The sequence below is a fragment of the Parabacteroides goldsteinii genome (assembly GCF_020091425.1).
Classification (GTDB): Bacteria; Bacteroidota; Bacteroidia; order Bacteroidales; family Tannerellaceae; genus Parabacteroides; species Parabacteroides goldsteinii.
Window position 1 is genome coordinate 2,234,909 of record NZ_CP081906.1, and the last position, 24,722, is coordinate 2,259,630.

Annotated in this window: 20 protein-coding genes and 1 tRNA gene; 6 read left to right on the forward strand and 15 right to left on the reverse strand. The window is 43.3% G+C overall.

Features of this window, described 5'->3' with window-relative positions; translation table 11 throughout:
- Positions 1–211: 211 nt before the first annotated feature.
- Positions 212–284 (reverse strand) — tRNA-Lys (locus K6V26_RS10405).
- Between the two features lie 338 nt (positions 285–622).
- Between K6V26_RS10405 and ettA the strand changes: the two genes are divergently transcribed.
- The 5 genes from ettA (at position 623) to K6V26_RS10430 (ending at position 6,213) form a co-directional block, all read left to right on the forward strand.
- Entirely contained in the window at positions 623–2,311 is a 1,689-nt protein-coding gene (gene ettA, locus K6V26_RS10410) for an energy-dependent translational throttle protein EttA (protein ID WP_007656994.1), read from the forward strand.
- Positions 2,312–2,437: 126 nt separating this feature from the next.
- Positions 2,438–3,391, forward strand: a complete 954-nt coding sequence (locus tag K6V26_RS10415) for an IS110 family RNA-guided transposase (protein WP_010800681.1) — start codon at positions 2,438–2,440, stop codon at positions 3,389–3,391.
- Positions 3,388–3,696, forward strand: a complete 309-nt coding sequence (locus K6V26_RS10420; protein ID WP_007657317.1) for a hypothetical protein — start codon at positions 3,388–3,390, stop codon at positions 3,694–3,696. The genes K6V26_RS10415 and K6V26_RS10420 overlap by 4 nt, the downstream gene beginning before the upstream one ends.
- A gap of 287 nt (positions 3,697–3,983) precedes the next feature.
- A complete protein-coding gene (locus K6V26_RS10425; protein ID WP_044214392.1) occupies positions 3,984–4,637 on the forward strand; it encodes a 3-keto-disaccharide hydrolase in 654 nt (217 codons plus the stop codon).
- Between the two features lie 136 nt (positions 4,638–4,773).
- Positions 4,774–6,213 carry a mechanosensitive ion channel family protein gene (locus K6V26_RS10430; RefSeq protein WP_224265290.1) on the forward strand — a complete coding sequence of 480 codons (1,440 nt, stop codon included), beginning with the start codon at positions 4,774–4,776 and terminating at the stop codon, positions 6,211–6,213.
- Here K6V26_RS10430 and K6V26_RS10435 read toward each other — a convergent pair.
- The 14 genes from K6V26_RS10435 to dnaB form a co-directional block, all read right to left on the reverse strand.
- A complete protein-coding gene (locus K6V26_RS10435; RefSeq protein ID WP_195438041.1) occupies positions 6,210–6,551 on the reverse strand; it encodes a hypothetical protein in 342 nt (113 codons plus the stop codon). The genes K6V26_RS10430 and K6V26_RS10435 overlap by 4 nt on opposite strands.
- Before the next feature lie 57 nt (positions 6,552–6,608).
- Positions 6,609–6,920 carry an HU family DNA-binding protein gene (locus K6V26_RS10440; protein WP_224265291.1) on the reverse strand — a complete coding sequence of 104 codons (312 nt, stop codon included), beginning with the start codon at positions 6,918–6,920 and terminating at the stop codon, positions 6,609–6,611.
- Positions 6,917–9,715 (reverse strand): fimbrial protein, encoded by a 2,799-nt coding sequence (locus K6V26_RS10445; RefSeq protein ID WP_224265292.1) that lies wholly within the window; start codon positions 9,713–9,715, stop codon positions 6,917–6,919. Before K6V26_RS10445 ends, K6V26_RS10440 begins: the two co-directional genes overlap by 4 nt.
- Positions 9,716–9,772: 57 nt before the next feature.
- Positions 9,773–10,726: a hypothetical protein gene (locus K6V26_RS10450; protein WP_224265293.1), complete on the reverse strand. Its 954-nt coding sequence runs from the start codon at positions 10,724–10,726 to the stop codon at positions 9,773–9,775.
- A gap of 388 nt (positions 10,727–11,114) precedes the next feature.
- The gene (locus tag K6V26_RS10455) at positions 11,115–11,906 is read right to left on the reverse strand and encodes a DUF6261 family protein (protein ID WP_224265294.1); all 792 of its coding nucleotides are present in this window, start codon (positions 11,904–11,906) and stop codon (positions 11,115–11,117) included.
- Positions 11,907–12,126: 220 nt separating this feature from the next.
- On the reverse strand, positions 12,127–13,305 hold the full coding sequence (locus K6V26_RS10460; RefSeq protein ID WP_224265295.1) for a fimbrial protein: 1,179 nt from the start codon (positions 13,303–13,305) through the stop codon (positions 12,127–12,129).
- A 12-nt stretch (positions 13,306–13,317) separates the two neighbouring features.
- Positions 13,318–14,451: a fimbrial protein gene (locus K6V26_RS10465; RefSeq protein WP_224265296.1), complete on the reverse strand. Its 1,134-nt coding sequence runs from the start codon at positions 14,449–14,451 to the stop codon at positions 13,318–13,320.
- Between the two features lie 30 nt (positions 14,452–14,481).
- Positions 14,482–15,378, reverse strand: coding sequence for a FimB/Mfa2 family fimbrial subunit (locus K6V26_RS10470; protein WP_224265297.1), 897 nt, complete (start codon positions 15,376–15,378; stop codon positions 14,482–14,484).
- Position 15,379: 1 nt separating this feature from the next.
- Complete coding sequence (locus K6V26_RS10475; RefSeq protein ID WP_224265298.1) at positions 15,380–16,537, reverse strand: fimbrial protein; 1,158 nt, start codon at positions 16,535–16,537, stop codon at positions 15,380–15,382.
- Between the two features lie 21 nt (positions 16,538–16,558).
- Positions 16,559–17,701 carry a fimbrial protein gene (locus K6V26_RS10480; RefSeq protein WP_224265299.1) on the reverse strand — a complete coding sequence of 381 codons (1,143 nt, stop codon included), beginning with the start codon at positions 17,699–17,701 and terminating at the stop codon, positions 16,559–16,561.
- Positions 17,702–17,835: 134 nt separating this feature from the next.
- Positions 17,836–19,032: a hypothetical protein gene (locus tag K6V26_RS10485; RefSeq protein ID WP_224265300.1), complete on the reverse strand. Its 1,197-nt coding sequence runs from the start codon at positions 19,030–19,032 to the stop codon at positions 17,836–17,838.
- 238 nt (positions 19,033–19,270) lie between these two features.
- On the reverse strand, positions 19,271–21,064 hold the full coding sequence (locus K6V26_RS10490) for a hybrid sensor histidine kinase/response regulator transcription factor (RefSeq protein ID WP_224265301.1): 1,794 nt from the start codon (positions 21,062–21,064) through the stop codon (positions 19,271–19,273).
- Between the two features lie 522 nt (positions 21,065–21,586).
- Entirely contained in the window at positions 21,587–21,865 is a 279-nt protein-coding gene (locus K6V26_RS10495; RefSeq protein ID WP_224265302.1) for an HU family DNA-binding protein, read from the reverse strand.
- A 185-nt stretch (positions 21,866–22,050) separates the two neighbouring features.
- Positions 22,051–23,580, reverse strand: coding sequence for a replicative DNA helicase (gene dnaB / locus K6V26_RS10500; protein WP_007657015.1), 1,530 nt, complete (start codon positions 23,578–23,580; stop codon positions 22,051–22,053).
- 195 nt (positions 23,581–23,775) lie between these two features.
- Here dnaB and K6V26_RS10505 point away from each other — a divergent pair, with 195 nt between their 5' ends.
- A complete protein-coding gene (locus tag K6V26_RS10505) occupies positions 23,776–24,702 on the forward strand; it encodes a magnesium transporter CorA family protein (protein WP_007657016.1) in 927 nt (308 codons plus the stop codon).
- The last annotated feature ends 20 nt before the right edge of the window (positions 24,703–24,722 follow it).

Genomic DNA, 24,722 nt, shown 5'->3' on the forward strand with positions numbered 1-24,722 from the left:
GTATTCTCTTCCAAAGTGAGTCTATGCAAAATACTATGAATCAGTGAGAAAGATGCAAATTCGTGGGACTTTTTAGAACTAAATTTTAGTCCCACGATTTATCCACCGATAATATGCTTGAAACGGCTATTTTCTGCTACCTGCCAGAAAAAAGAAATCCCTGATAATGTCTGATTATCAGGGATTTGCTTGATTTTTCTTTTGTTTTCAGTGATCCGCCTGGGGTTCGAACCCAGGACCCCATCCTTAAAAGGGATGTGCTCTACCTGCTGAGCTAGCGAATCATCCGGTGCGTTACTTCTGTAATGCGGGTGCAAAGATAGAAGGTTGTTTTTTATTATGCAAATATTCCAATGACTTTTTTGAATATTTTTTCACCTAACAAACGAAACACATTGGCTCACTGCACATAACAGGAACTAGATTTTTTCAGGTATCACCTCCACATATTCGCCATTGACTAATACTGTTACTGGCCGTTGTGCATCACTACTCATAAAAAAGGCACAAAAAAGACAGAATGGGTATATGAAGAATACAATACCACCATAGATTTTAGAATCTGAAGATATTTATGTAAGTTTGTCCTGGAAAAAAAATTACAAAATACATTCTTAAAAATATGGCAGACGACAAGAAAATTATTTTCTCGATGGTAGGCGTGAGCAAAACTTTCCCGCCGCAGAAACAAGTACTGAAAAATATTTATCTGTCTTTCTTTTATGGAGCCAAGATCGGTATCATCGGTCTGAACGGTTCCGGTAAATCTACGTTGCTGAAGATCATCGCCGGCATTGAAAAGGAATACCAGGGAGAAGTGGTCTTCTCACCCGGCTATTCGGTAGGTTACCTGGAACAGGACCCGAAACTGGAACCGGGCAAAACCGTAAAGGAGATCGTACAGGAAGGAGTACAGGAAATCGTTGATACATTAAAAGAATACGAAGAGGTAAACGAAAAGTTCGGCGATCCCGAAGTGCTGGAAGACCCGGACAAGATGGATGCGCTGATCGCCCGTCAGGCCGAATTGCAGGATAAGATCGACGCAACCGATGCCTGGAACCTCGACAGCCGCCTCGAACGTGCAATGGATGCCCTACGCTGCCCGCCTGAAGACCAGATCGTGGATACGCTGTCCGGAGGTGAGCGCCGCCGTGTGGCTCTTTGCCGGCTGTTGCTTCAACAGCCGGACGTGTTGCTGCTCGATGAGCCGACCAACCACCTGGATGCCGAGTCTATCGACTGGCTGGAACAACATTTGCAGCAGTATGCCGGAACAGTGATCTGTATCACACACGATCGTTACTTCCTCGACCACGTGGCCGGTTGGATTCTTGAACTCGACCGTGGCGAAGGTATTCCCTGGAAAGGCAATTACTCTTCCTGGCTGGATCAGAAGACTAAGAAAATGGCTCAGGAAGAAAAGCAGGCCAGCAAACGCCGCAAGACGTTGGAACGCGAGCTGGAATGGATCAATATGGCTCCGAAAGCCCGCCAGGCTAAAGGCAAAGCGCGTCTGAACTCTTACGAAGCCTTGCTGAATGAAGACCAGAAAGAGCGCGAATCCAAGTTGGAAATCTTTATCCCGAACGGTCCTCGTCTGGGTAACAAGGTGATCGAAGCGCAACATGTAGCCAAGGCATTCGGTGAAAAACTATTGTTCGACGACCTGAACTTCATGCTTCCTCCGAACGGCATCGTGGGTGTGATCGGTCCGAACGGTGCCGGTAAAACAACACTGTTCAAGATGATCATGGGCATGGAAAGCATCGACAAAGGTACATTCGAAGTGGGTGAAACCGTAAAAGTAGGTTATGCCGACCAGACACATAAAGACATCGACCCGAATAAAACGGTCTACCAGGTTGTTTCCGGCGGACAGGAATTTATCCGCGTAGGAGGAAAAGAGATCAACTCGCGTGCTTACCTGTCACGTTTCAACTTTGCAGGAGCCGACCAGGAAAAACTTTGCGGCGTCTTGTCGGGTGGAGAACGTAACCGCCTGCACCTTGCCATCACACTGAAGGCCGAAGCCAATGTGCTGTTGCTCGACGAACCGACCAACGACATCGACGTGAACACGCTGCGTGCCCTGGAAGAAGGTCTGGAGAACTTCGCCGGATGCGCCGTTGTCGTTTCGCACGACCGCTGGTTCCTCGACCGTATCTGTACACATATCCTGTCGTTCGAAGGCGATTCGAATGTGGTCTTCTATGAAGGTACTTATTCCGAATACGAAGAATACAAACGCAAACAGGGTGGCGACACAGAACCGAAGCGTGTACGTTACCGCAAACTTATTGTTGACTAATTACTATTTTATTATTCATAATTCATTTAGAACCATGAAACATCCATGAAATAAATTTCGTCCAAGAGCATGTAAATAGGGGGGTATTGTTTACTTTAGTGTCATTCACTCGAAAAAACGAATGCAATGAAAACAGTACCTTTTGAACAAGTCATCCTCCGGGGTTGTGGAATAGATGTCCACAAGGACATGGTAGTTGCTACGATAAGTGGCGAAGGTCTCAAAACTGAAACCCGCAGTTACAAGACCTTCAGTAGTTCTTTGACAGAATTAAAAGAATGGTTATTATCCAGTGGCATTACGCATGTAGCCATGGAAAGTACCGGTGTTTACTGGAAGCCGGTCTATAAGATTCTTGAATGTCCTGATATGAAAGTCTGGATCGTGAACGCACGGCACATCAAGTATGTTCCCGGGCACAAAACGGATAAAAAGGATAGTGCCTGGATTTGCAAACTGCTTTTAGCAGGTTTGTTGAAACCGAGTTATATCCCGGAGCGTGAACAACGTGAGCTTCGTGATTTAACCCGTTACCGTAACAAGTTGATCCAGCATGTATCTTCTGAGAAAAACCGTATTGTTCGTATCCTGGAAGATTGTAACATCAAACTTTCCAGCGTGGTGTGCAGCCTGGACGGAGTCGTGGCGAACAAGCTGATAGATATGTTGATCGATAAGGGTCATGTAACAATGGATGACATAACTTGCATCTATCATAAAAAACTTGAAGCCAGTCCGGAACTTCTTTATCAGGCTTGTGAAGGCTTTATAGAACCGCATCACATCTATATGTTGCAGACCATCCGTAAAGATATGGAACAGACGAAAGCCATCATAGCTGACCTTACCTGCCGTATAAAAGAGGTTTTATCTCCTTATGAGAATGTGATGGAACTCTTGCAGAAGATCCCCGGACTTAGCCGGAAAACGGTTGAAGACCTGATAGCAGAGATAGGTGTGGATATGGAAGCCTTTCCAACCGAAAAGCACCTGGCTTCGTGGGCCGGTGTCTGTCCTGGCAATAACGAGAGCGCAGGTAAAAAAAAAGTGGTAGAACCACCCATGGCAACAAACAGTTGAAAGCCGTAATCACGGAGGCTGCGTGGGCAGCCACCCGTACCAAGAACACCTTTTACAGTGCACGTTATCACCGTTTAGCCGCCCGTCGAGGGAAAAAGAGGGCTTTAGTAGCAGTAGGACACTCGATCCTGAAATCGGTATGGCATGTACTGAAAGAGGCTTGTGAGTATAAGGAACTCGGTGCGGAATATCTCAACCAAAGGATGGAGCAGAAACGGAAAAATTACTTGAAGAAAGAGCTGGAAGCACTTGGCTATAAAGTTAAAATCAGCCGTGATGATGGTCCAATCCCAGAAGTAGGTTAAAAACATAGAGAAGGTCGATTTTTACTGGCTTGTTGTCGTAAGAAACAGCAAGAGGTCGCTCATGAAACTGATCTCAACTGCTAAGCGGTCAAGACTGCGAGTCCTTTAACGCGTGTATGAAATTTTTTTTCTTAGCTGTTGTAAAATTATAAAATGCCCAAAGATAATAGCCAACCGCATTTGTATCTATACAAGTGCTCTCTTTTGTTTTGTCTGAACTCTAAAAAAATCAATTTATTAATGGTTTAAACGGCTCTCTTGAGATAGGGAGCGCAATTTATTTACATATGAAAAAAAGAATGCTCTGCATGGCGGCCATAGCCGCAGCATTTTTGTGCTTCGGTAGCGACGCAAATGCACAGAAGACAACCAAGTTGTTCAACGGAAAAGACCTGTCAAACTGGAACTTTGTCGTTGACAAAAATTCCGTTCCGCCCGAACAGGTTTATTCCGTAAGCGACGGTGTGATCAAGATCAAAGGCCAGCCTTTCGGTTATATGTACACGAAAGAAAAGTACGATAATTACAAGCTGCACGTGGAATGGCGCTGGCCAAACGGTGACCAGAATGCGAACAGCGGTATTTTCCTGCTGATCGCCGATCCGAAGAATCCGTTCCCGAACGGGATAGAATGTAACTTGATGCTGGGTAATGCGGGCGACTTTGTCCTTCTGGGCGGCTCCGACCTGATGCAATACCAGGGCAAGCCGGGTGAGCCCCGTCCTGGTTTCCCGGTGGTGAAAAAGAACGCTCCGAGCAGCGAAAAACCTGCCGGCGAATGGAACGAGGCCAACATCTATGTGAAAGATGGAAAGATCAACGTCTACATCAACGGCGTTTATCAGAACACCGGATGGAACAAGCAGAAAGACGGTTATATCGGCTTGCAGAGCGAAGGCAAGGAAGTGGAGTTCCGTAATGTAACGATCACTCCCTGGTAAATCATAATAAATCAGATTATCTGATAACATGAAAGGCGGCTGCCTGGAAGATTCTAATCTCCGGCAGCCGCCTTTTATAATTTTTTTCACTTAACCTATCCCGTTTCTTTTTGTTGTATGTAAATCAACAATAAAAATGAACGTCAAAATGAAACGGCACAAAACTTTATACATTTTCCTGCTCTTATTATTCCTGCACACAACGGCAAACGCCCAACTGCAAAAAGTAATCAAGGATATTTTCTCGGCCGATACGACCCTGACGCACACCGACTCGTCCGCCATACAAAAGACAGACGCCGCCTTCAAACTGAAAGCCGGACAAATCCAGAAACTGGATTCGTTGCACCAGGAAACGGTTGCGCAATTAAGGGGTAGCAAACTCCATGAAAATTGGTGGGACACAGGAAAACACGCCCTCTATTTCATGCTGGTGCTGCTGGGCCAATACCTGCTATTCCGCCTTTCTTCCTGGCTCTACCAAAAAGCCAAAACACGCATCCAACAACTGAAAGATACCAGGTTGAAACCAATCTCCATCCAGAACTACGAGTTACTGGATACGCAAAAACAGGTAAAACTGCTGGTTTTCATGGCAAGTATCGTACGCTACCTGCTGCTTTTCATCCTGCTGGTGCTGACGATCCCTATCCTATTCTCGATCTTCCCGCAGACCAAAGAACTTGCCTACAAAATCGCTTATTACATCTGGAACCCGGTAAAAAGTATCCTGGTAGGTATTCTGGATTATATCCCCAACCTGTTCACAATCATAGTGATCTGCCTGGCTATAAAATATATTATCCGGGGAATCCGTTACCTGGCTACGGAAATAGATGCGGGAAGGCTAAAGATTAACGGCTTTTATGCGGACTGGGCGATGCCGACCTACCATATCGTCCGATTCCTGCTGTATGCGTTTATGATTGCTATGATTTATCCATATTTGCCTGGTGCCAATTCGGGCGTGTTCCAGGGAGTGTCCGTCTTTGTCGGACTGATCGTTTCATTGGGGTCGAGCACGGTGATCGGGAATATTATTGCCGGGTTCGTTATCACTTATATGCGTGCTTTCAAACAAGGCGACCGCATAAAACTGAACGATACGGTGGGAAATGTGATCGAAAAGACAGCGTTCGTCACCCGCCTCCGCACGATAAAGAACGAGATCGTGACGATACCGAACTCATTCATCATGTCTTCACAGACAGTCAATTACAGTTCGTCGGCAAGGAGTTACGGGCTTATCATCCATTCCGAAGTGACGATCGGCTATGACACGCCCTGGCGTCAGGTGCACCAGCTTCTGATCGATGCTGCCAAGGCAACGCCCGGAGTGATTCCTGAACCAGCTCCTTTCGTCCTCGAAACGTCCCTGAGCGACTTCTACCCCGTTTATCAGATCAACGCTTATATTCAGGATGCGGACAAGATGACAAGCATCTATTCGGACCTGCATCAGAATATCCAGGACTATTTCAATAAGGCCGGCGTCGAGATCCTGTCCCCCCACTATACGGCGTTCAGGAACGGGAATGCCTCAACGATCCCCAAGGGAAAGCCGGCGGCCGATTAAGCCGGCAATCCCTTTAATTGTTGTTCTTTCCATTCCACGAATCCCTCGACAGTACGGGAGATCTGAAAGAGAAGGCGGTCGTCTGCCACCGTTCGCAGGACAGCCGTGCGGAACAGGGGTAGCTGCATTTTATCCACGTTGAAAGAAGCCTTCATCAGAATGACTTCGTAACCATCGTGCACAATTTCCTTATCGAGAACGACAGGAAATTCCATTGCCAGATAATAAGCCGAACGTTCATAAGCACACCATGTGTCTCCTTCAAGATAGAGATAAACGTACTTCTCATTATCTACTTCATTCAATAAAATCGATTCTACGTCAGATGCTTGTTTCATAATATGAAGTTGAGTTATAATACTATTTCCGGTTTCCATATTCCTGTTGTTTGCTATCTATTTTTCCTTAATGTCTTCACCCGGAGTCTTTGTCCGGTTGTTCAGATGCTCCAGAAGAAACTTTCCCGGTTTGAACTTCACGCTATTACGCGGAGCGATCATACAGGATGTATTATCCCTGGGATTACGTCCCGGTCTTCCGACCTGTTTCCATAAAGTGAATGCTCCAAATCCCATCAACCCCACTTCGCCTTCCCGGATCAATGCCTCCTCCACTTCTTCTTCCCACACTCTGATAAACAGGGCAGCTTCCTCCTCTTCTATGAGGAGTCGGTCAGCTATTCTTTTGACTAATCTTGTTCGGTTCATAATTCTTTATTTTTATCTTTTATGCAACGAAATCCAATTGGCTGTGTTGTCGGATGAACAGAACCATCCACCATCCCTTCGACAGTCTTTTTATCCCCATCCCACATAGTCATACTCGGCATAAATCGATTATAACCACAATACTTGTTATTATCAAAAGCTGATTTTGTACAACTAAAATAGCACTTTACAATATCCAATCCATCCGGATCCCCTACCCTATTGTAAGCAATAACTGCCAATTCTCTCTGATTTGGAAGACGCCAACCGTTTCCCAGATCAGCACATGGATTGTTTAAACTTGCATACGAAGCAGTAATTTCATTTTCATTATCAAACCATTCACTAACCTCAAATGCTTCCGGCAAACGATTTTCTTCGTCAAAAGTATTGTGACCAAAAGTCAGTGGACCACTCACATTGTTACGTTTAGCTTTGGAATTTAATCTTCCAAAAGAATATGACTTAGCTGTTCTATCCCCATAGCCATCTTCATTCTTATTGGAATACTCTACAAAATTTGCAACATCATTTGTTACATTTATCAAATTGCGTACACAACGATAAGGATTAGAGCTTTTATCATAAGATTTAAAGGAAGTTCCTTCATAAGCCAACAATACGTAATAATTTGAACGATAAAAGGTACTACTTATATAAGAATAACTCGAATTATCACCCTCATCCTCTCTTCTATACAAGCGAGCTTCTTTAGGTAACACATCTTCTCCCATTATAAACCCAAGGTATTGTTTTACTGCTGGTAGATACCAGCGCAATTCATTTTCATCGATAATACCATTTCCATTCAAATCTCGATTTCGTGTCAAACAAGCAAATTCTGCATATTTCAAATCAGGTTGTAGATCGTTATTCTTATAATCGATATAGTAATCCCAGTTATCAGAACGTGTTTCAGTTATAAACCCTTTTGTATTAACACGACCTTGAATATAATAATTCTTACCTTTAGGTGTAAGATTACCTTTAGCAGACAAGTTCTCTCCTTCCTGACTCCATTCCAAGCCCCAACCATTTACGCCAGTCTCCAAACAATCCAAGTCATATATTGTACAAATAGGCCGTTGAGAAAAGGTATACGCAGCCATACTTACCGTACTGGGGGACTGATCATTCCTTCTGAAATAGGTGGAAATTTGAATCGTACGGGGTTGGGTATTTATAAACTCTTTCAATGACAAACCTTTTTGTGTGTCATAGTTTCCATCCTCATCTCCATAGTAATATTCATCAATAAAGCAGGTATAACGTATAGAATCGTTATCTTGATACTCATTATCTGAAGCCGCCTCAAACAAATCTTCTTTAAAACCATCCGCATCCAAAGGGTCTCTATAGGCTTGATCCGAGACATCTTTATATTTAGCAAAAGTCGTTACCCCTTTCTGATTTCTTCTGTATTTAACCCAGTTAATATCAGAAGTATTCGACACAAAACCATTTCTGGGAGTAGCGGCTTGTATTACAAAATTTTCTTTGAAAACTTCTTTGGCTTCATCTCCTCCATCAGGTGTTATTCCATATGCCTTAATTAAATCCAATATTTGTTGTTTAGAGAAAGAGATAACTGTCGTTTCAAAGTGAGCATCAAAGGTCCGTATATTTTGAGATGAGAGAAACATATTGCCGTCACCTCCCCATGTCTCATTATCTGTCTCAACTTCGACAATCAGATTATCTACTCCTGCTACACTGACAGTATAAGTGTAACGGTTATTCCGGAAAATATCGAAATTCGTATAATCTGTTTTTTCCTTTTCTTTCCAAACGCCCAGATGAATATAATAGGTAACCTGCGCTTTCACATATTTTTTACCATCCACCTGATTAACGGTTTGTGTAGTCATACCTTCATACGTACCGTGCAAAACAAGGTAAGTAGAATTGTCGTTGGCCACTACAAACTTTTCCGGTTTACCGTCTGTCATTTCTCTTTTATCGCGACTATCAACAGTTATGCCGCTGGATTTCATTTTCTTTCGGTTTTCCATCATCAGGAAAGAAAAAGTATCAAAACCTTCCCCATCTTTCGTGAAATCGGCATTAGCTTTAGAGTTGAAATAATCTGCAGCATCATTGGTTTGATAATCATTTGTCTGTTCGAAAACATTCGTACAAAGAGAAAGTTTCTTAACCTGCCAACTGGTTGGAGTAAAAGTAGCCTCGCTGTTTGTACACTTTACTTTAAAATTGACAGCAGCCATCACATGTCTGAGCTGTATCTTACCGTTGACTACCCCGTCTATACCGATCGAACAACTCTGGTCAGCCTCATAATTGTAAGTTTCTTTGTCAGGAACTACGCAACCACTCATCAGAAATTCTCCGTCGAGAACAGATATGCTTTCTTGCAGTAATTTTGTATTAAGTTTTTTCAATTCGCTGAAAGAAGAGACGCGATTCAGAGCACTCGTCAAGTCAAACAGAGAGTTTTTATAATTTGCTATAGCGTAGATATAGCGTGTGCCGGAGGTTGTATGGATGCTTATATTTCCACTCTTCAATTCATCTGAAGTACAAATGTAAGTATCCCCTACCTGAGACCCATTTTCCTTAAAGATAAAGATCGCAAGAGAACTGACCTTATTATCCGTGCTAATATCCGTAGCACGGGTCTCGATCTTGATAGGATTGGTTGTTTGGAAAGAGAGTGTGGCAGTTACCGGTACATCTTCTTCCACTGCCGGACCAACCAACGTTTCGTTCGTACATGCAACACATGTAAAGAAACAGATCAATAAACAGATTAAATTTTTATTAGAGTGTATCATCATATTGTTTATTTATTTTTCTGTGAATACTAAGATCATCATTTCGGGAGGTGTTTATGATTAATTGAATGTAATATCCTGGTTTTCGTTATCTTTAATCTGAACAATTTTATATTCAAATGAAACATCAAAATTTTGAGTAACAGTTACGTTTACATCAATTTGCTGGTTGTAAGATTCTCCGGCAATCAAAGCTTCCAACTGATTTCCTGTATCTTTGGAGATGAACTCAATCTCGATATCCCTTTTGGTTTCCTGTCTTACGTTCCCGTTCACAGAGATTACCAATTTAGCATTTACGGTAAGTTCTGGATTTTTTACAGCATACGTCATATAGGATAAAGAAGTTTCACCATTTTCGTTTAAATCTACATAACTTGTTTCGCCTGCCTGAGGAGCAGATATTACCGTTGAGTTTTTAGCAATACTGGCTGAATAACTGTATGCTTTAAATTCGGCAGTAACGCCATTTCCGCCGCTAACCTTCGGTTCATTCAATGTAACATTTACACGGGCTGTCAGTTGCTTTAATTCAACTTCCAGCTTGTTCTCTGTTTCAGAAAGTGTCACATCATCTTTTATTCCAACTTTTGTCAGGTTATTCAGGTTTCCAACTGTTTTGGTGGAGAACTGATCATAGGTGTAGAGATTATCAAAATCGTTCACCTTATCAACATTTGCTACAACAATCACTTTGACGATTCCTGCTTTTGTATTAATACCTTTGACTATTGGAGTATCCAGAGAACCTCCATCAGCTGTTCCAGAAGCATAACCGACACGTTCGCCGGATTTCTTTTCGAATACTGCAATTACATAATTACTGATTAATGTTTCTGATTGAGTGTCTGCTTTTGTGCTAACCCCTTCCGTCACCATGCGTACGGATATAGAAGTTTCGCCGTTGTTTGCGCCTGTGTTTGTCATGTTGTCGTCGAGACCTTCGATATCAGAAGAACAGGCTGCGAATGACAGAACCATTAAAATTGCTGAGATGATATTTTTTGCGTTCATAGAAATGAATGTTTTTTATCGAATTAAAATTTTACCCTTACGATTACAATGCAAATGTACGGCGACGGCAAATAGTGGACGATAGGCAAATATTACAGGGTGGTACGGTATTTTTTAAAGCCTTGATTTTGATAAAAACACCCTATGAAAACGATAAATTCACCCTGCAAAACAGGGCGGTTAAGCGAAAATAAACGATCGAAAAAAGTCAACAAAAAATTATTCTCACAAGAATGATAAAAATGCCTTGGTAACTGAGAAAAGCGATGTTTTTTATGAATACCTTCCTAAAGGTGGCATTTATTACAGAAAAAAGGGAAACGACCGGCTGATGACCTGCGTTCCCCTTTTCTTCTCAAAAATACAACACTAACTATTTATTCAATATCTATTCAATTTCCGGACGGTCGCCTCCGCCTCCCGGAGTTTCCGGATCGGTAGGAGTGTCTGGTTCGGTTGGGCGTACCGGACCTCCGGTCGACGGAGGGACAGATTGTTTCAGAACTTGCTGTTTATAATGTACTATTTCCTGGTTCTGCAACATGATCAGATTTTTGTAAAGGGCCTCCCCTTCCAATACGGCATGCGCATTGATCATTCTGACTACTTTCTGGTATGCCGCATCGGTCGCCTTACGGGCTTCTGCCAATTTATAATCAGGCTTATCGAGCAATTCTTTATTACGACTGTCGGTATAATTGCGGACACTGAGATTTGAATCCTTCAACTGGGTGAGGAACATGTCCAGTCCAAGTTTATGGACTTCTGCCGCATACTTATTTTCCAGGTCGTATATAATGTTGATCAACAGACCGGTCTCTTTATCCAACTGGCCTCTTACATTCAGTTTGTAATCAATGATCAACTGGTTGATCTTGACAGCCGCATCGTGAACTTCCGGATCAGCAACAGACATTTGTGCCTTCACAACCGCTTTTATCGCCATGAAAAGAGTGTCACGTTGTTTATCATATTCGTCTATCTTGTCTGAGTTCAGGCTTTTCTGCGAAATTTTCAAGGCGAGATCTTCATTGTCGATGGCTTGTTTGTAGGCGGGCAAAACTTCTGTAAGTTTACCTTTTACTGCCGTATCAGCATCGATACGGCTATAAAAATCGACATTGTAAAGGTAATGTGCTCCGTTATTCAAACGGCCGACACTGATTGTGCTAATTTCCATGTTATTTATGATTTTAATGATTTATTTATCTTGCAGTGCTGCACAGCGTCCATACAGTCCTGTTTGAGGCTTTTGCAGTACTGCAAACTGTCCGCGCAACCGTGTTTTGCCTTTTGTAGCACTGCAAAACGTCCGCGCAGTCGTGTTTGGAACTTTTGCAGCGCTGCAAGAACCGTTACACGAGTGTATGGAAGGTTTGCAGCGCTGCAAAAGGTTTTTATCAGTTTACATCTTCATGTTGTGTCTCGACCGACCAGTTTTCGGGAGTGACGGTTACCGTAACATAAGCATTCTCCTTATACTCCTCATCGCCGGAGCCTTTTCCGGTGATCGTAGCGCTGATACGGATTACCTTATTGCGGATTACACCTGGATATATGGTTTCTTTATTATCACTATCGATCAAATTCAACAGTTTGACAAAATAATAACGGTCCGACAAAATCGGTGTATCAGTATCCTTATGAAGTATATCCCCCTTCAAAACCAACATGGTTGGTTGTGCTTCATCCGTATTTTCCGTGATGTAACATCTTAACGGATTATCCGTGATATCCCATTCTCCATCCGACAGAATAGTCGCCGAAGTGTTGTCCCCTTCCCGAGGGAATAAATTCAGGGATTCCAGATAATCTTCTCCCGGCTTGCCATGCCAATAGGCCGGATCAGACGTTATTTCTACCGAGTAGTTATTCTCACCATACTTACGGTCCGCCAGGTAAGTCGTACTTTTTGCATCCACAACATATACCTGTTTCAAGTGGAAACGGGCATTTTCTTGCAGCAGGTCACCGGCATCCGCCTCACTCCATTTGAGACTGATCTTTTCAAAGTCGATACGGCTGGCGGTGCGGTAAACCTCGATATTACTCGTACTGTAGAAAGAATACTCAGCAGGTTTATTCGTGAAAATCTCTTCTTTCCCGTAATAATTGGTTCCCGGTTCCAGACTTGTAATTTCCAGGAATTTACTTCCCATCGGCTGGTTATCCACGCTTATATCCTTCAGATTATACGTTTTTTCCATCAGATCATCAATACTTGAACAGTTGATGTTCCCGACATTGACAAGGATGATATACTTGTATGGCGTATCACTTTTTGCGCTGATCCGTATCGTATCGGGAGTTTCCCCGGTCTGACCGCTGAAATCCACATAAGCGGAAGTCAGCAACGTTTGATCGGCTTTGAACAAGGCGGCATACATGTTATTGATCTTTGCTTCTCCTTCCTGCGTCTCCCCCGCTTTGGCTTTCGTCAGTACCGAACCCGGAGCGACTGCCAGTGTCAACGTTGCGTCCTGCGGCACAATTACTTCGGGACCGTTATCATCGTCGGACGAACAGGATACCAGGAGGCTTAATGCTAACAGGAAGGGAGTAATATTGATTGTTTTCATATCGTTCATTTTTTATTCTACTTCTTCGACTTGATGTACATATCCCCAGCCCGCCACTTCGACACGGACATCGAGCGAGGCATCGTCATTCTCGTCGGGGTCGAAACTCGTTTCCGTGAAGGTGACGTGGAGACGGTAGATATAATTACGTTTCACATAGTTATGGTCGTAACCGTTCAGCACACCATTGCGGTTGATCGGCGAGGTGAAAATGCGGGTCTGGTTCGTTTCCACCAGGGTTGCCTTTACGACCAGCAATGTAGGGTCTGTGTCGGACGAACTGTTCTCAAAGGCATAAGTTTCGAAAACCGGAGTCAGACTGGGTGTATTATCGGTTATTGTCAGGCTGAAATCGCTGCCGAGATAATCGGACGGATGAGAACCGGGGGCAAAAAGGGAAGCGGCTTCCGTGACGCCCGCCCCATAGAGCAGGTTTGCCTGTCCGGCGGGGACTTCTACTTTACCCCAATCCCCTTCGCTGAAATAATATGAATTACTTTTTACATTTGCCAGGGCGATATGGTCGATCCGCACTGTTTTCCCTTCCAGCAGGGAACCGGCAAAACGGGTTTCGATCGTATTCATTTCCACACGGGCGGCAATGCGGGTGAGCAGCAGCGGGGTGGAAATATTATCAATGTTCGTTCCGGCTGTATAACCGATCAGGTTGTCCTCCCCTTTCACCAACGCTTGTTCCGTACGGACCACCTGTGTGCTGAAAGTCAATGATTCCTGTGTCTGTGAAGAAAGGTCGGCCAGACGTGACTGCAAACCGGCATAGTTACCGACCGAACTATCTATATTTCCGGGAATGTTTGCCAACACGACCAGCATAACACGTTCGGGAGTAGTCTCTATATCGGTAATGACCAACTTATCGGGATCGGGATTCTCCGCACGTCCGTAGCCGATCAATGCAGAACCATCGCTGTTGAATACAAATGCGCTCAGGTTGTGAATGTCACTCTCGCCGGGTAAGGCATTCTGGTCGTCGCCTGTTGCCTTACTTCCCGCCTGGCTGCGCAATTGCAACCCGACGGAAAGCGTGGCCTGTTCGACCGGCGGTGTGACTGGCCCGTCGTCTTTCGAACAAGAAGCCAACATGATGGCAACAACTATGGATAAAAGTAATTTATATCGGATCATCTTTCTGGACTGATTTAATTGTTGATTGATTTAAAATTCGATATGGTCGTCCACCGTACCCCAGGGACGGATTGCCTGGCGGACGGAAAGCAGTGCGCCGTCTTCACCGAAACGCAGAATGACATAAAGCACAGCGGCTTCGGGAGCGGTCAACGGTTTGCCGTCGTCGTCGTGGGTAGCAACGGCCAGCGTATTGCCTTCGGCTGTCAGTTGCACGTTCAGGTTCTCGCCGGCACACATCCTATAGTTGGGAGCGAAAAACTCCTTGTTCTTGTCCCAGTCGGCTTCAGGGTGGTAATAGACACTGTCGCCGGTCAACTGCCCCCGGTAATCGAACGCATCCAACGTACGGTCCACGTAATAATTACAATCGGCATCGGTCGGCGAATCATATTTCCTCAAGGCATATTTGATATTTTGTGTCACGATATTGACTTCCGAAAGTTTGGGACGGACCACGATCGTATCGTTATTGTAGAGACTGCCTCCCGCTTTAGTCTGCACCAGGCGGTTTCCGTAGAACAGGTCGTCGGGTTTCTGAGCCAGACCGTCACGGCTTTTGAGTTTGATCTTCAGTTCTTCAATCAACTCGCTTTCCGTAACAGTCTGGTTTTGTCCGGCCAGATTTCCCCAGGCTATCACATGTAGGTTACGATCTTCCGGATAATTCAGTCTGATTTCTTCGCGATTGCGTATTTGTCCTTCCGTCATACGGACGGTCTGGAGGTATTCATAATTTTCATCGAAAACATAGAGGGAAGCATCTGACAGGGCACTTCCCGTGACGTCATGGCCCTTCGCATTTTCCGCCTTTAAAGTCAGTTTATAACAAGCTAGCAAATTCTCCTGGATACAACCAGAAAGCAATAGGGTTGAAGCGCAGACGGCGGCTGCCAACCATCGACAAGTATGATTAATATGTTTCATATTATATTTCGATTTCTTCATTTATAGTGATCACATCAAGTGTTTTTCCTTCCCACGACTTTACGGTGATGGTAACGGATAATGTTACGTCATCCTTTATATCCGGATCCGGGGATCCTTTACCCTTAAGAGTCGCCTCTATCTTGTAAATAGTGTTTCGCTGAACGCCGTTCTGTAGTTTGATACGATAATAACGGTCTGTAAGAGCAGGCTTACCTGTCGCATCATACCAACTTCCTTTGAGATAAAGAATGACCGGGTCAACTCCGTCTTTAGCAAACGAATTGGTCATTGCGTAGAAACTGGCGATGCCTTTATGAAGTTCGCTATTATCACCTGTTATGGTAACGTCTGTCGCTGTTGTCAAATATTCAGCATATTCGCTACCGGTAGCGATCTCCCCTCCTACTTGAAGTTTTTCTTCTATACCACATAAATAATGGTCTTCTATAAACTCCATCGTATGCAGTGTTGCCCCTTCGGGTAAAGTCCAGCCTGTTTTCGTATCATACAAATAAGACTGGGGACGAACATTAACAAGGAAAACCTGGGATAATTTAAACTTCATTCCTTTCAAATTTTTATCTAGCCAATCATTGTCTATATCTACCTGGCTTAAATCCACACGGCCAACAACCCGCTTAACCTTCTCTGATATCAGATTTATACCATCATTCTCCGCGGTCTTTTTGATCTCTACATCCTGGGCAATATTAGTCATAATAAAACCTTTTTCACCGACCTGACCGGCAGATTTGCCTACCTGGTCAGCTAATGAAACTGTTTTATCATAATATTTTTCCGGCTTGAAAGAAGACATTTCTCCGGCATTTGCAATCACCAATAATTTATAAGTACCGGTTTTTAAACCCACACGAATAGTATCCTGAGCATCATCAATTTTGCGAAAAGCACGACCGGCAACTTCGTTATTACTATTGATAAAAACAACATTCAAGTCGTAGATTTCATTTTCGGCAGTAGTGCCCGGATCTGTATCTGCTTTTGTCGCTTTTGTTCCGGCAACACCGTCCACCGCTACGGAAACAGTGGCAAAGGCATCCTCATCCCCCAGTGTCGGAGACGGTTCATCCTCCTTCGAACAAGCCGCCAGCAATAGACCGGATAAAAGGAGCAGATATATTTTACTTCGTTTCATATCAGTTTTATTTTAGCTGTATTAATCAATTGAAGGATTCTCCACAATCTCACCCCATGCCTGTACTTCGATCATGCTTGTCAGCGTGGCATCATCGGACGGGTCAAACGGAGTATCGGAACCGGGGCCTTTGATAACGACATCAATAGAGTAGATCACGTTGCGGCGCACATACAGATGATTCGTCACATTGGATATCTGGTCGTGCTGTCGGTTTACAATTACGGGATAATAGGTATCCACGTTGCGGGGATTCCCGTTTTTGTCGGTATAACGATAAGTTCCGTGAAGGACCAGCAGCGTATGCCAAGTCGCTTCCTGCATATTTTCGAAAACGGTATAATTGGCTGCACAGTTAGCAATAAGGCCCGTCTCGTCAGTAGCCGTACGGAAATCATAATTATAGGTTGTAAGTAACTTATCCGACAGTTTAGAAGAGCCTTCTTTATAAATGCCCTCAACGTCCGGATTTGCACCAGTAAGGAAGAAATCAGAAAGGGAGCGGTCAGTCACTTCTACAGCGCCCCAATCTTCCATACTGATATAACGGGAATAATTTTTGACATTTGCCATAAACACGGATTCCAGTTTAAAACTGGCTCCGTTGCTATATTCTTCCAGTGGACGCAGGAACAACTGGTTCAGATGGACACGGGCAATCGTGCGGTAGATCGTCACCGGTGAAGCAGAGATCTGATTGGCTCCCGTCTTCTGCAAACCGATCGTATTTTTTCCAGGCTTCAATGTGTAAGTCTGTACTCCCGAACTCATTGTCGGGGCTGTATCTTCGTTTTCAATCGTCTTGGTAAGGGCCAGGAATTGGTCCAAAGTGGTTAAACCGTCGAAAGTACCTTCGGGTGCATTGGCGACCAGCAGCATCCGGATAGTCCCGGCTTTCAGCGGGGTAATATCTTCAACAGTATTTGTTTGTGTGACTTCGCGGGAGACGATCAATTTGTCTGCATTCTCGCCGGAAGTGCCGAAAATAGCCACATAGAGTCTTTCGATTCCGGAGTCAGCGGCTCTGGTTCCGATCTGTGGAATCGTGATGCGTAATGAAAGTGTAGCATCTCCGGTTTCGTCTATCTCAGAATTCCCGTCATGGGAACAGGATAGCAAAGCGAGAAACAGGAATACATTGTAAAATAAAACCCTACTATTCATAGATTATATTGTTTTATAAATCGTCAAACCGGAATATTTTTTGAGAGTGAAACCAACCCGGGAATTACCCCGGATTGGTTCGTTAGAATTTCGAATAAGGAAATTTAAACTTAATAAACTAGTATAATTGATTGTTAGTCGATGCTAGGATCAAGAGTGACCGTGCCCCAAGGTACAATTTCAATATTTGATGTTATTGATGCAGCTTCAGTCGGAGTTTCCGGATTATCACTACCAGGACCTGTAATAGTTGCGTTAATTGCATATTTCACATTACGTAGGACACCGAAATGCGCTAAATTTGTATAGCCACTATCATTTTTAACCTCACTTGCTGTTTCATTATTATTAATGTATACAGTCCAGTAAGCGTCTTTTGATGTTACAGTTTGACCGTTATTAGCTGTATAAGTATAAGTTCCTTGAATAACTAAAGCTGTTGCATTCTTAACATTAGCTATTCGAGAACTAGAGCTATTATCATATACAAAGAACTCTCCATTTTCTGCACTAACTTTTACTTCATTTGTTCCTGTAAAATTCTGAGAGAAAGAGTGAGTATAAATGCCTTCAGCACCTGTTAAATTAGGAACAATATTATCATCACTTTCCGTATCATTTACAACAGGACACCATGCAGTAGCAGCACCAAAAACTTTTACATCATTACGATAATGCATAATAAAAGCTTTGCTTACTACTAACTTGGCATCCGTAGCAAAATCCGCACGTGGTTTTAACGTGATACTTTCCAAATCAATGTTAGCGACATTTCGGAATACTTTGATGTTTTCTTCAAATTGCTTATCATAAGCAGCAAATCCTTCATCAGTTAACGAAATGATATTTCTACCTTTCACCAAATTATAACCTTTAACAGCACTAGCCATCAAAGGTTGAGCAGAACTTAATTCGGCTTTCGATATTGCCTTTTTAAAGTCATCGATGTTTGTCTTTCCTTCGAACACTTTTGCTGGGGGATTCACAACAACCAAAACATTAACAGCTCCTGCTTTTGCATCAATACAAGCAGTTGTATCAACACCAGAATCCGCATCTCTTTCTTTGTAATTGATCAAAGCACCCGAAGCCATATTTTCCATTGCTCCATCATTAAAAACAGCAATACCAATTTTACCGACTTCCCCATTAGTAGAAGATTTTGTCTGGCTTTTCAAAGAAGAGCCATTAGAGCCGATCGAATTAAACGCTACCGTTACAGTAGCATCCAACTCCTGTGCCGGATCCGGAATATTAGGATCGTCATCATTTGAACAAGCGCTGAAAGCGCAAGCAACCATCGTTGCGTAAATTAAATTTTGAAATTTCATAACTTTATATATTTTAAAAGTGATAAATCATTTTACTACCCTATACTTAATTATTCTCAGATTTCTCTTTTGACTATCCAAATAATTAAGTTTTCTGTATCATTGTCTCTTGTTGACAGTGCAAATGTAGAAAGCTTTGTTTTTAGGACTTGTCGGTATATTTATCACTCATGTGAGGTTATTTTTAAATGATAAAAATTCCTCTGTTTGTTTACATTTGTTTTAATGAATACCACGCTTATGCCTTTACCGGTTGACCATATTGAGATGGATTGACCCCATATTGTTCGGTAAAACGCTTGCGGAATGTCGCCATATCGTTGAATCCGACCATTTCACAGACCTCTATAATAGAATATCGCTGCTGTAAAATTAATTCAGCTGCGTGTTTGATACGGACACTCCGCGTCAGTTCCAGGATGCTGCAATTTGAAAACGCTTTTACTCTACGATAAAGCGTCGGAATACTCATACTCATTTCATCTGCCAAAAATTTTGCATCAAAACAAGGATCATCCAAATGCTCCTCGATAATCTTTACTATTTTATTCATAAAAACATTTCCTGCCGCTTCAATCTCATTTAACGGGGCAGGTACTGCAACAACCGCATCTTCCGTATCCGTTGCCGACTGGGTATAGAACGCCCTCATTTGCTCACGGCGTTTAAGCTGACTGATCAATTTACTACGCAATACTTCAAGGTCGAAAGGCTTAGTGATATAATCGTCTGCCCCTGCTTCAATACCAGCTATCACATCTTCATTCTCTACTTTGGCTGTCAACATGATAACAACCGTCTGACTGGTTGCCGGATTCGTCTTTATTTCCCGGCAGGTAGTGAATCCGTCCTTTACAGGCATCATAACATCACACAAAATACCGTCCGGATGTTCTTTTTTTGCCATTATAACACCTTCCTCACCGTTACGAGCCTCGAATATCTGGTATTCCTTTCCTAAAGCCAGTTTCAGGAACCAACGGATCTGGTCGCTGTCGTCAATAATCAGGATTTTCTTTCCGGTCTCTTTCTTCTTGGGGATAAGCTGAACGAATCCGGCAATCTCTTCCTTTTGAAGTTCGTTAAGATTTACCAGGTCACTGTCAGGTTCCACAAATTCGACTGGCAATTCCATCAAAGACCGTTTTCCCAACGGAATAAGGATCATGCAACGAGTCCCGCTCTGTCCTTCCATCGTCTCCTGAATAAATTTTGCATGTACCGATTCTGCCATATCTGCGATCTGCTTCAAACCGATACGGGCGCTGTCCTGCGCATCAAGACCGTCATCCTGCACACTCAGGGAACAACAGGACTTGCCGTCGACTTTGACTACTGCTATGTCAACCGTAATCTTCCCGTACATAAATGTATTCTTCAAAGAATTGGATAACATAGTACGCAAAGCATATTCCATCTTCCGGCGGTCTACCCACACCCATAAAACAGGTGTCTGCGTATTGATTTTAAAATCAATATTGTTCATGGCAATCCAGTCAACAAACAGGTCGCATATCTGCTTCGTTATATCCACCAGATCATAGCGGGCTATTCGCATATGGTTAGCGACATCATCACCGTGGCGAATATCTTGCAACTGATACATCATATCCTGCAAAGCAAGTGTATTGCGATAGGCCGAAAGAACCTGTGTGGAGACCAAACCATCGAGTTCACGATTCTGCACTAACTGTCCCAAGTATCCCAATATCAGGGAGAGAGGCGTACGCATCTCATGTACCGCTTCAACGAAGAAAGAGTTATGGAGTTTTTCCAATTCCTCCGTTCTCCGGATGGCTTCTTTGTATTTGGCTTCATGCTCATGGCCCCAATCGTCCGTCTCCCTGATCTTCTGTACCATGAGTTGTTGTATCTCACGGTTCTTGATGGTCAGCGTATCGACGGTCCGCTTCAACTCTTCGTTCTCTTGCTTGAGCTTCACAACTTCTCCGTCTCCTTGTCTTTCCTCTTTTTCCTGTTTATTATTAAACAGACCAGCGATTAGTGTTCGAAATTGATTAACCATTTCCATATGTATCAAGATTTACTATTTTTCATTTACTGATATCATTGATATTTAACATATCTTCCCCTATTCAGTAGAAGTTCGGTATCTTTTTTATGGATTTACTGCTGATTATTGCCTCAAAGTAACCAATCATACGAGTCCGATTGTAGAACATAAATTACATGTAACTACTGACAGACAACGATTTACACTTTATAGAACAATATATACATAGTCCATACAGAACTATGGTTCAGAGAGATAGACAATAAATTTCTGTTGAAAAACAACAGAAATTTAAGGTCCCCTATTAAGGAAGAATGGAAGATGATAAAAGAATAGAGGAAGAATAGCCCCTATCGGTTGGAATTATTTTTTCCTGTAAAGATACCGGATAAATAACAGGCCTGTAAAGCCACAAAAGAGAAAGAAAAAGGGTAAAACAAGGGTCACGTTATAAAATAAAGCCTAGAATTAGTTCATATCAGATTATTTTATACCTTTGAATCCGAAAAATATGGAGTTCTGTATGAACTCCGTTCATTTTCATTGCTTATTGATCTTCTCAATAAGAGCCTCACACGGTTTTAAACGGATTGTTTTACGGGGATTAAGCATCACTTTCTCTCCCGTTCTCGGATTCCGGACCTGTCTCCGCGATTGAGGTAAAATAAATATCTTACCAAACTCGTGAATTGCCACTTTTTCATCAGTTATTACCCCTTCAACTACAATATCCAACAACGTATTCAGATAAATACGACTATCTACCAAAGTTATATCCAGCCTTTCTGCCAGCATTCTAACGATTTGTGTTTTATTCATTCTCTACTAATTATTAACTGCGAAAAATTCATTTATTATACCGGTCACAAAGTTCGGACTTTCAATCATACTACACAATCCGGATTTTTTTCATAATATGTTCTGTTTTTGCTTTTTTACTAAAATAATACGGCCTGCCCCCTCAAATCCGGGAACAGGCCGCATATCATTATATTTGCTTTAATTTAGAACGGGACCTCGTTACTACTGCCCTGGTTCAGGAAATCTGCACCGGCAGGCGGTATCGGAGGTAACGAATCATCACTGTTCATATTCGATGAAAACTCACGGACAGCCACATCTTCATCAATATTCATGAACTTCGCATAATCGCCCTTAAATCGCAGACGCACATCCCCCGTCGCACCGTTACGATGCTTGGCTATGATGATCTCCGCCAATCCGACCAGCGAGTTACCGCGTTCATCTTCCGTAATCTTATAATATTCGGGACGATGGATAAAGCAAACCATATCCGCATCCTGCTCGATCGCTCCGGATTCACGAAGGTCGGCCAACTGCGGACGTTTTCCTTCAGCTCCCTGACGGCTTTCCACACCACGGTTCAACTGCGAAAGTGCGATAATCGGGATATTCAGTTCCTTCGCCAACCCTTTCAACGAACGGGAGATGGTACTTACCTCCTGCTCACGGCTACCGAAACTCATACCACTTGCATTCATCAACTGAAGGTAGTCGATGATAATACATCTTACCCCGTGTTCACGCACCAGACGGCGTGCCTTGGTACGCAACTCGAACACCGAAAGACTCGGCGTATCATCCACATAAATCGGAGCATCATACAACTCCTTAATCTTGAAGTCAAGCTGTTCCCACTCATAGCTTTCCAGGCGTCCGCTTTTAATCTTCTCACCCGGTATCTCACATACATTCACGATCAGACGGTTTACCAACTGAACGTTACTCATTTCAAGCGAGAACAAGGCAACCGGCACATTATGGTTCACCGCCATATTCTTCGCCATCGAAAGTACAAACGCCGTCTTACCCATCGCAGGACGGGCAGCGATAATGATCAAGTCAGAATTTTGCCACCCCGAAGTGATCTTATCCAACGCATCGAAACCGGTACGCGTACCGCTCAGACCTTCTTTCTGGTTTGCCGCTTTCTGCAACATATCCATCGCATCCTTGATAACCGGATTGATCTGGGTCACGTCTTTCTTTACATTCCGTTGCGAAATCTCAAACAATTTACCTTCGGCCTCCTGCATCAGGTCTTCCACGTCGATCGTCTCATCAAACGCTTTCCCCTGTATCATGGCCGTAAAAGAGATTAACTCTCTTGCCAGATATTTCTGGGCGATGATACGGGCATGATATTCGATATGTGCACTACTGGCAACTTTACTGGTGAGCTGCGAAATATAAAACGGTCCACCCACCTGATCCAATTCGCCGCGTTTCCTCAACTGCTCCGTCACGGTCAGCATATCGACCGGACGCTGACTGGCTGCCAGATCCACAATAGCTGCATAGATCATCTCGTGCGACTTTTCATAGAAGCATTCCGGCTTCAATATCTCACTAATAATCGAATAAGCATCCTTCTCAAGCATCAAGGCACCTAAAACGGCCTCTTCCAACTCGCGTGCCTGTGGCTGTAGACGCCCCATATCGGGCACGACCACAGGCTTTTGCTTTCCCCTTCCGGAGTTTCCTCTCCCGGTATTTTTAGTTCCTTCTGCCATTCTCTTTTGTAATTTTCGGACACCAAAAATACGATTTTTATTTGGTTTTCATTCCTTTTTTTTACCTTTGCAGCCGTAAAAAGTAATTAACTAATTATGGACGACAGTATTCCGCGAGAAACATTAACAAGTAAAAATTAGCGGACGGGGGTTTCTTATTACCTCTGTTCGTGTTAACAACGAAAGGAGGCAATAATGAAAACATTTCTTTATTGTGAAGCCGGTTTTGTGGAGAAAGACCAGTGGCTTCCTAACAGCTGGGTAAATGTAGAATGCCCTACACCCGAAGACATCCAATACCTTTTAAATCAATTTCACGTACCCGAATCATTCCTGAGCGATATCGCCGATACCGACGAACGTCCGCGTATCGAATACGAAGGAAACTGGCTACTGACTATCCTGCGTATCCCGGTACAAAGCAAGGAAAGCGGTATTCCCTTCACCACCGTTCCGATCGGCATCATCACCAACAATGAGATTATTATCTCGGTATGTTATCACAAAACCGAATTATTACCTGATTTCATCCGTTACAGCCGGCGTAAAGAACTTGTCGTACGTCATAAATACGACCTGATCCTGCGCCTGATCCACTCATCAGCCGTCTGGTTCCTGAAATATCTGAAACAGATTAACAACGAAGTGGCACGTGCCGAAAAAGCCCTGGAAAAGAGTATCCGTAACGAAGACCTCCTGCGGTTGATGAAACTGGAGAAAAGTATGGTTTACTTCAACACTTCTATCCGTGGAAACGAAGTGATGCTCTCGAAACTGCAAAGCATTTTCCAGGAACCGATGTATATGGATGCGGAACTGCTGGAAGATGTCGAAACAGAGTTAAAACAGGCACACCTCACGGTGAACATTTACAGCGATATCCTTACCGGAACGATGGATGCTTTTGCCTCCATCATCTCCAACAACGTGAATACCATCATGAAGCGCATGACCTCCATCTCTATTATTCTGATGGTACCAACGCTGATTGCCAGCTTCTACGGAATGAATGTGGTCAATTATATTGAAGACGCTCCCCACGGACTTATTGCGATCGTACTTTTATCGATCACCTTATCCGCTCTGGCATTCTTTATTTTCAGAAAGATCAAGTGGTTCTGATAATTACACAAAAACTCATA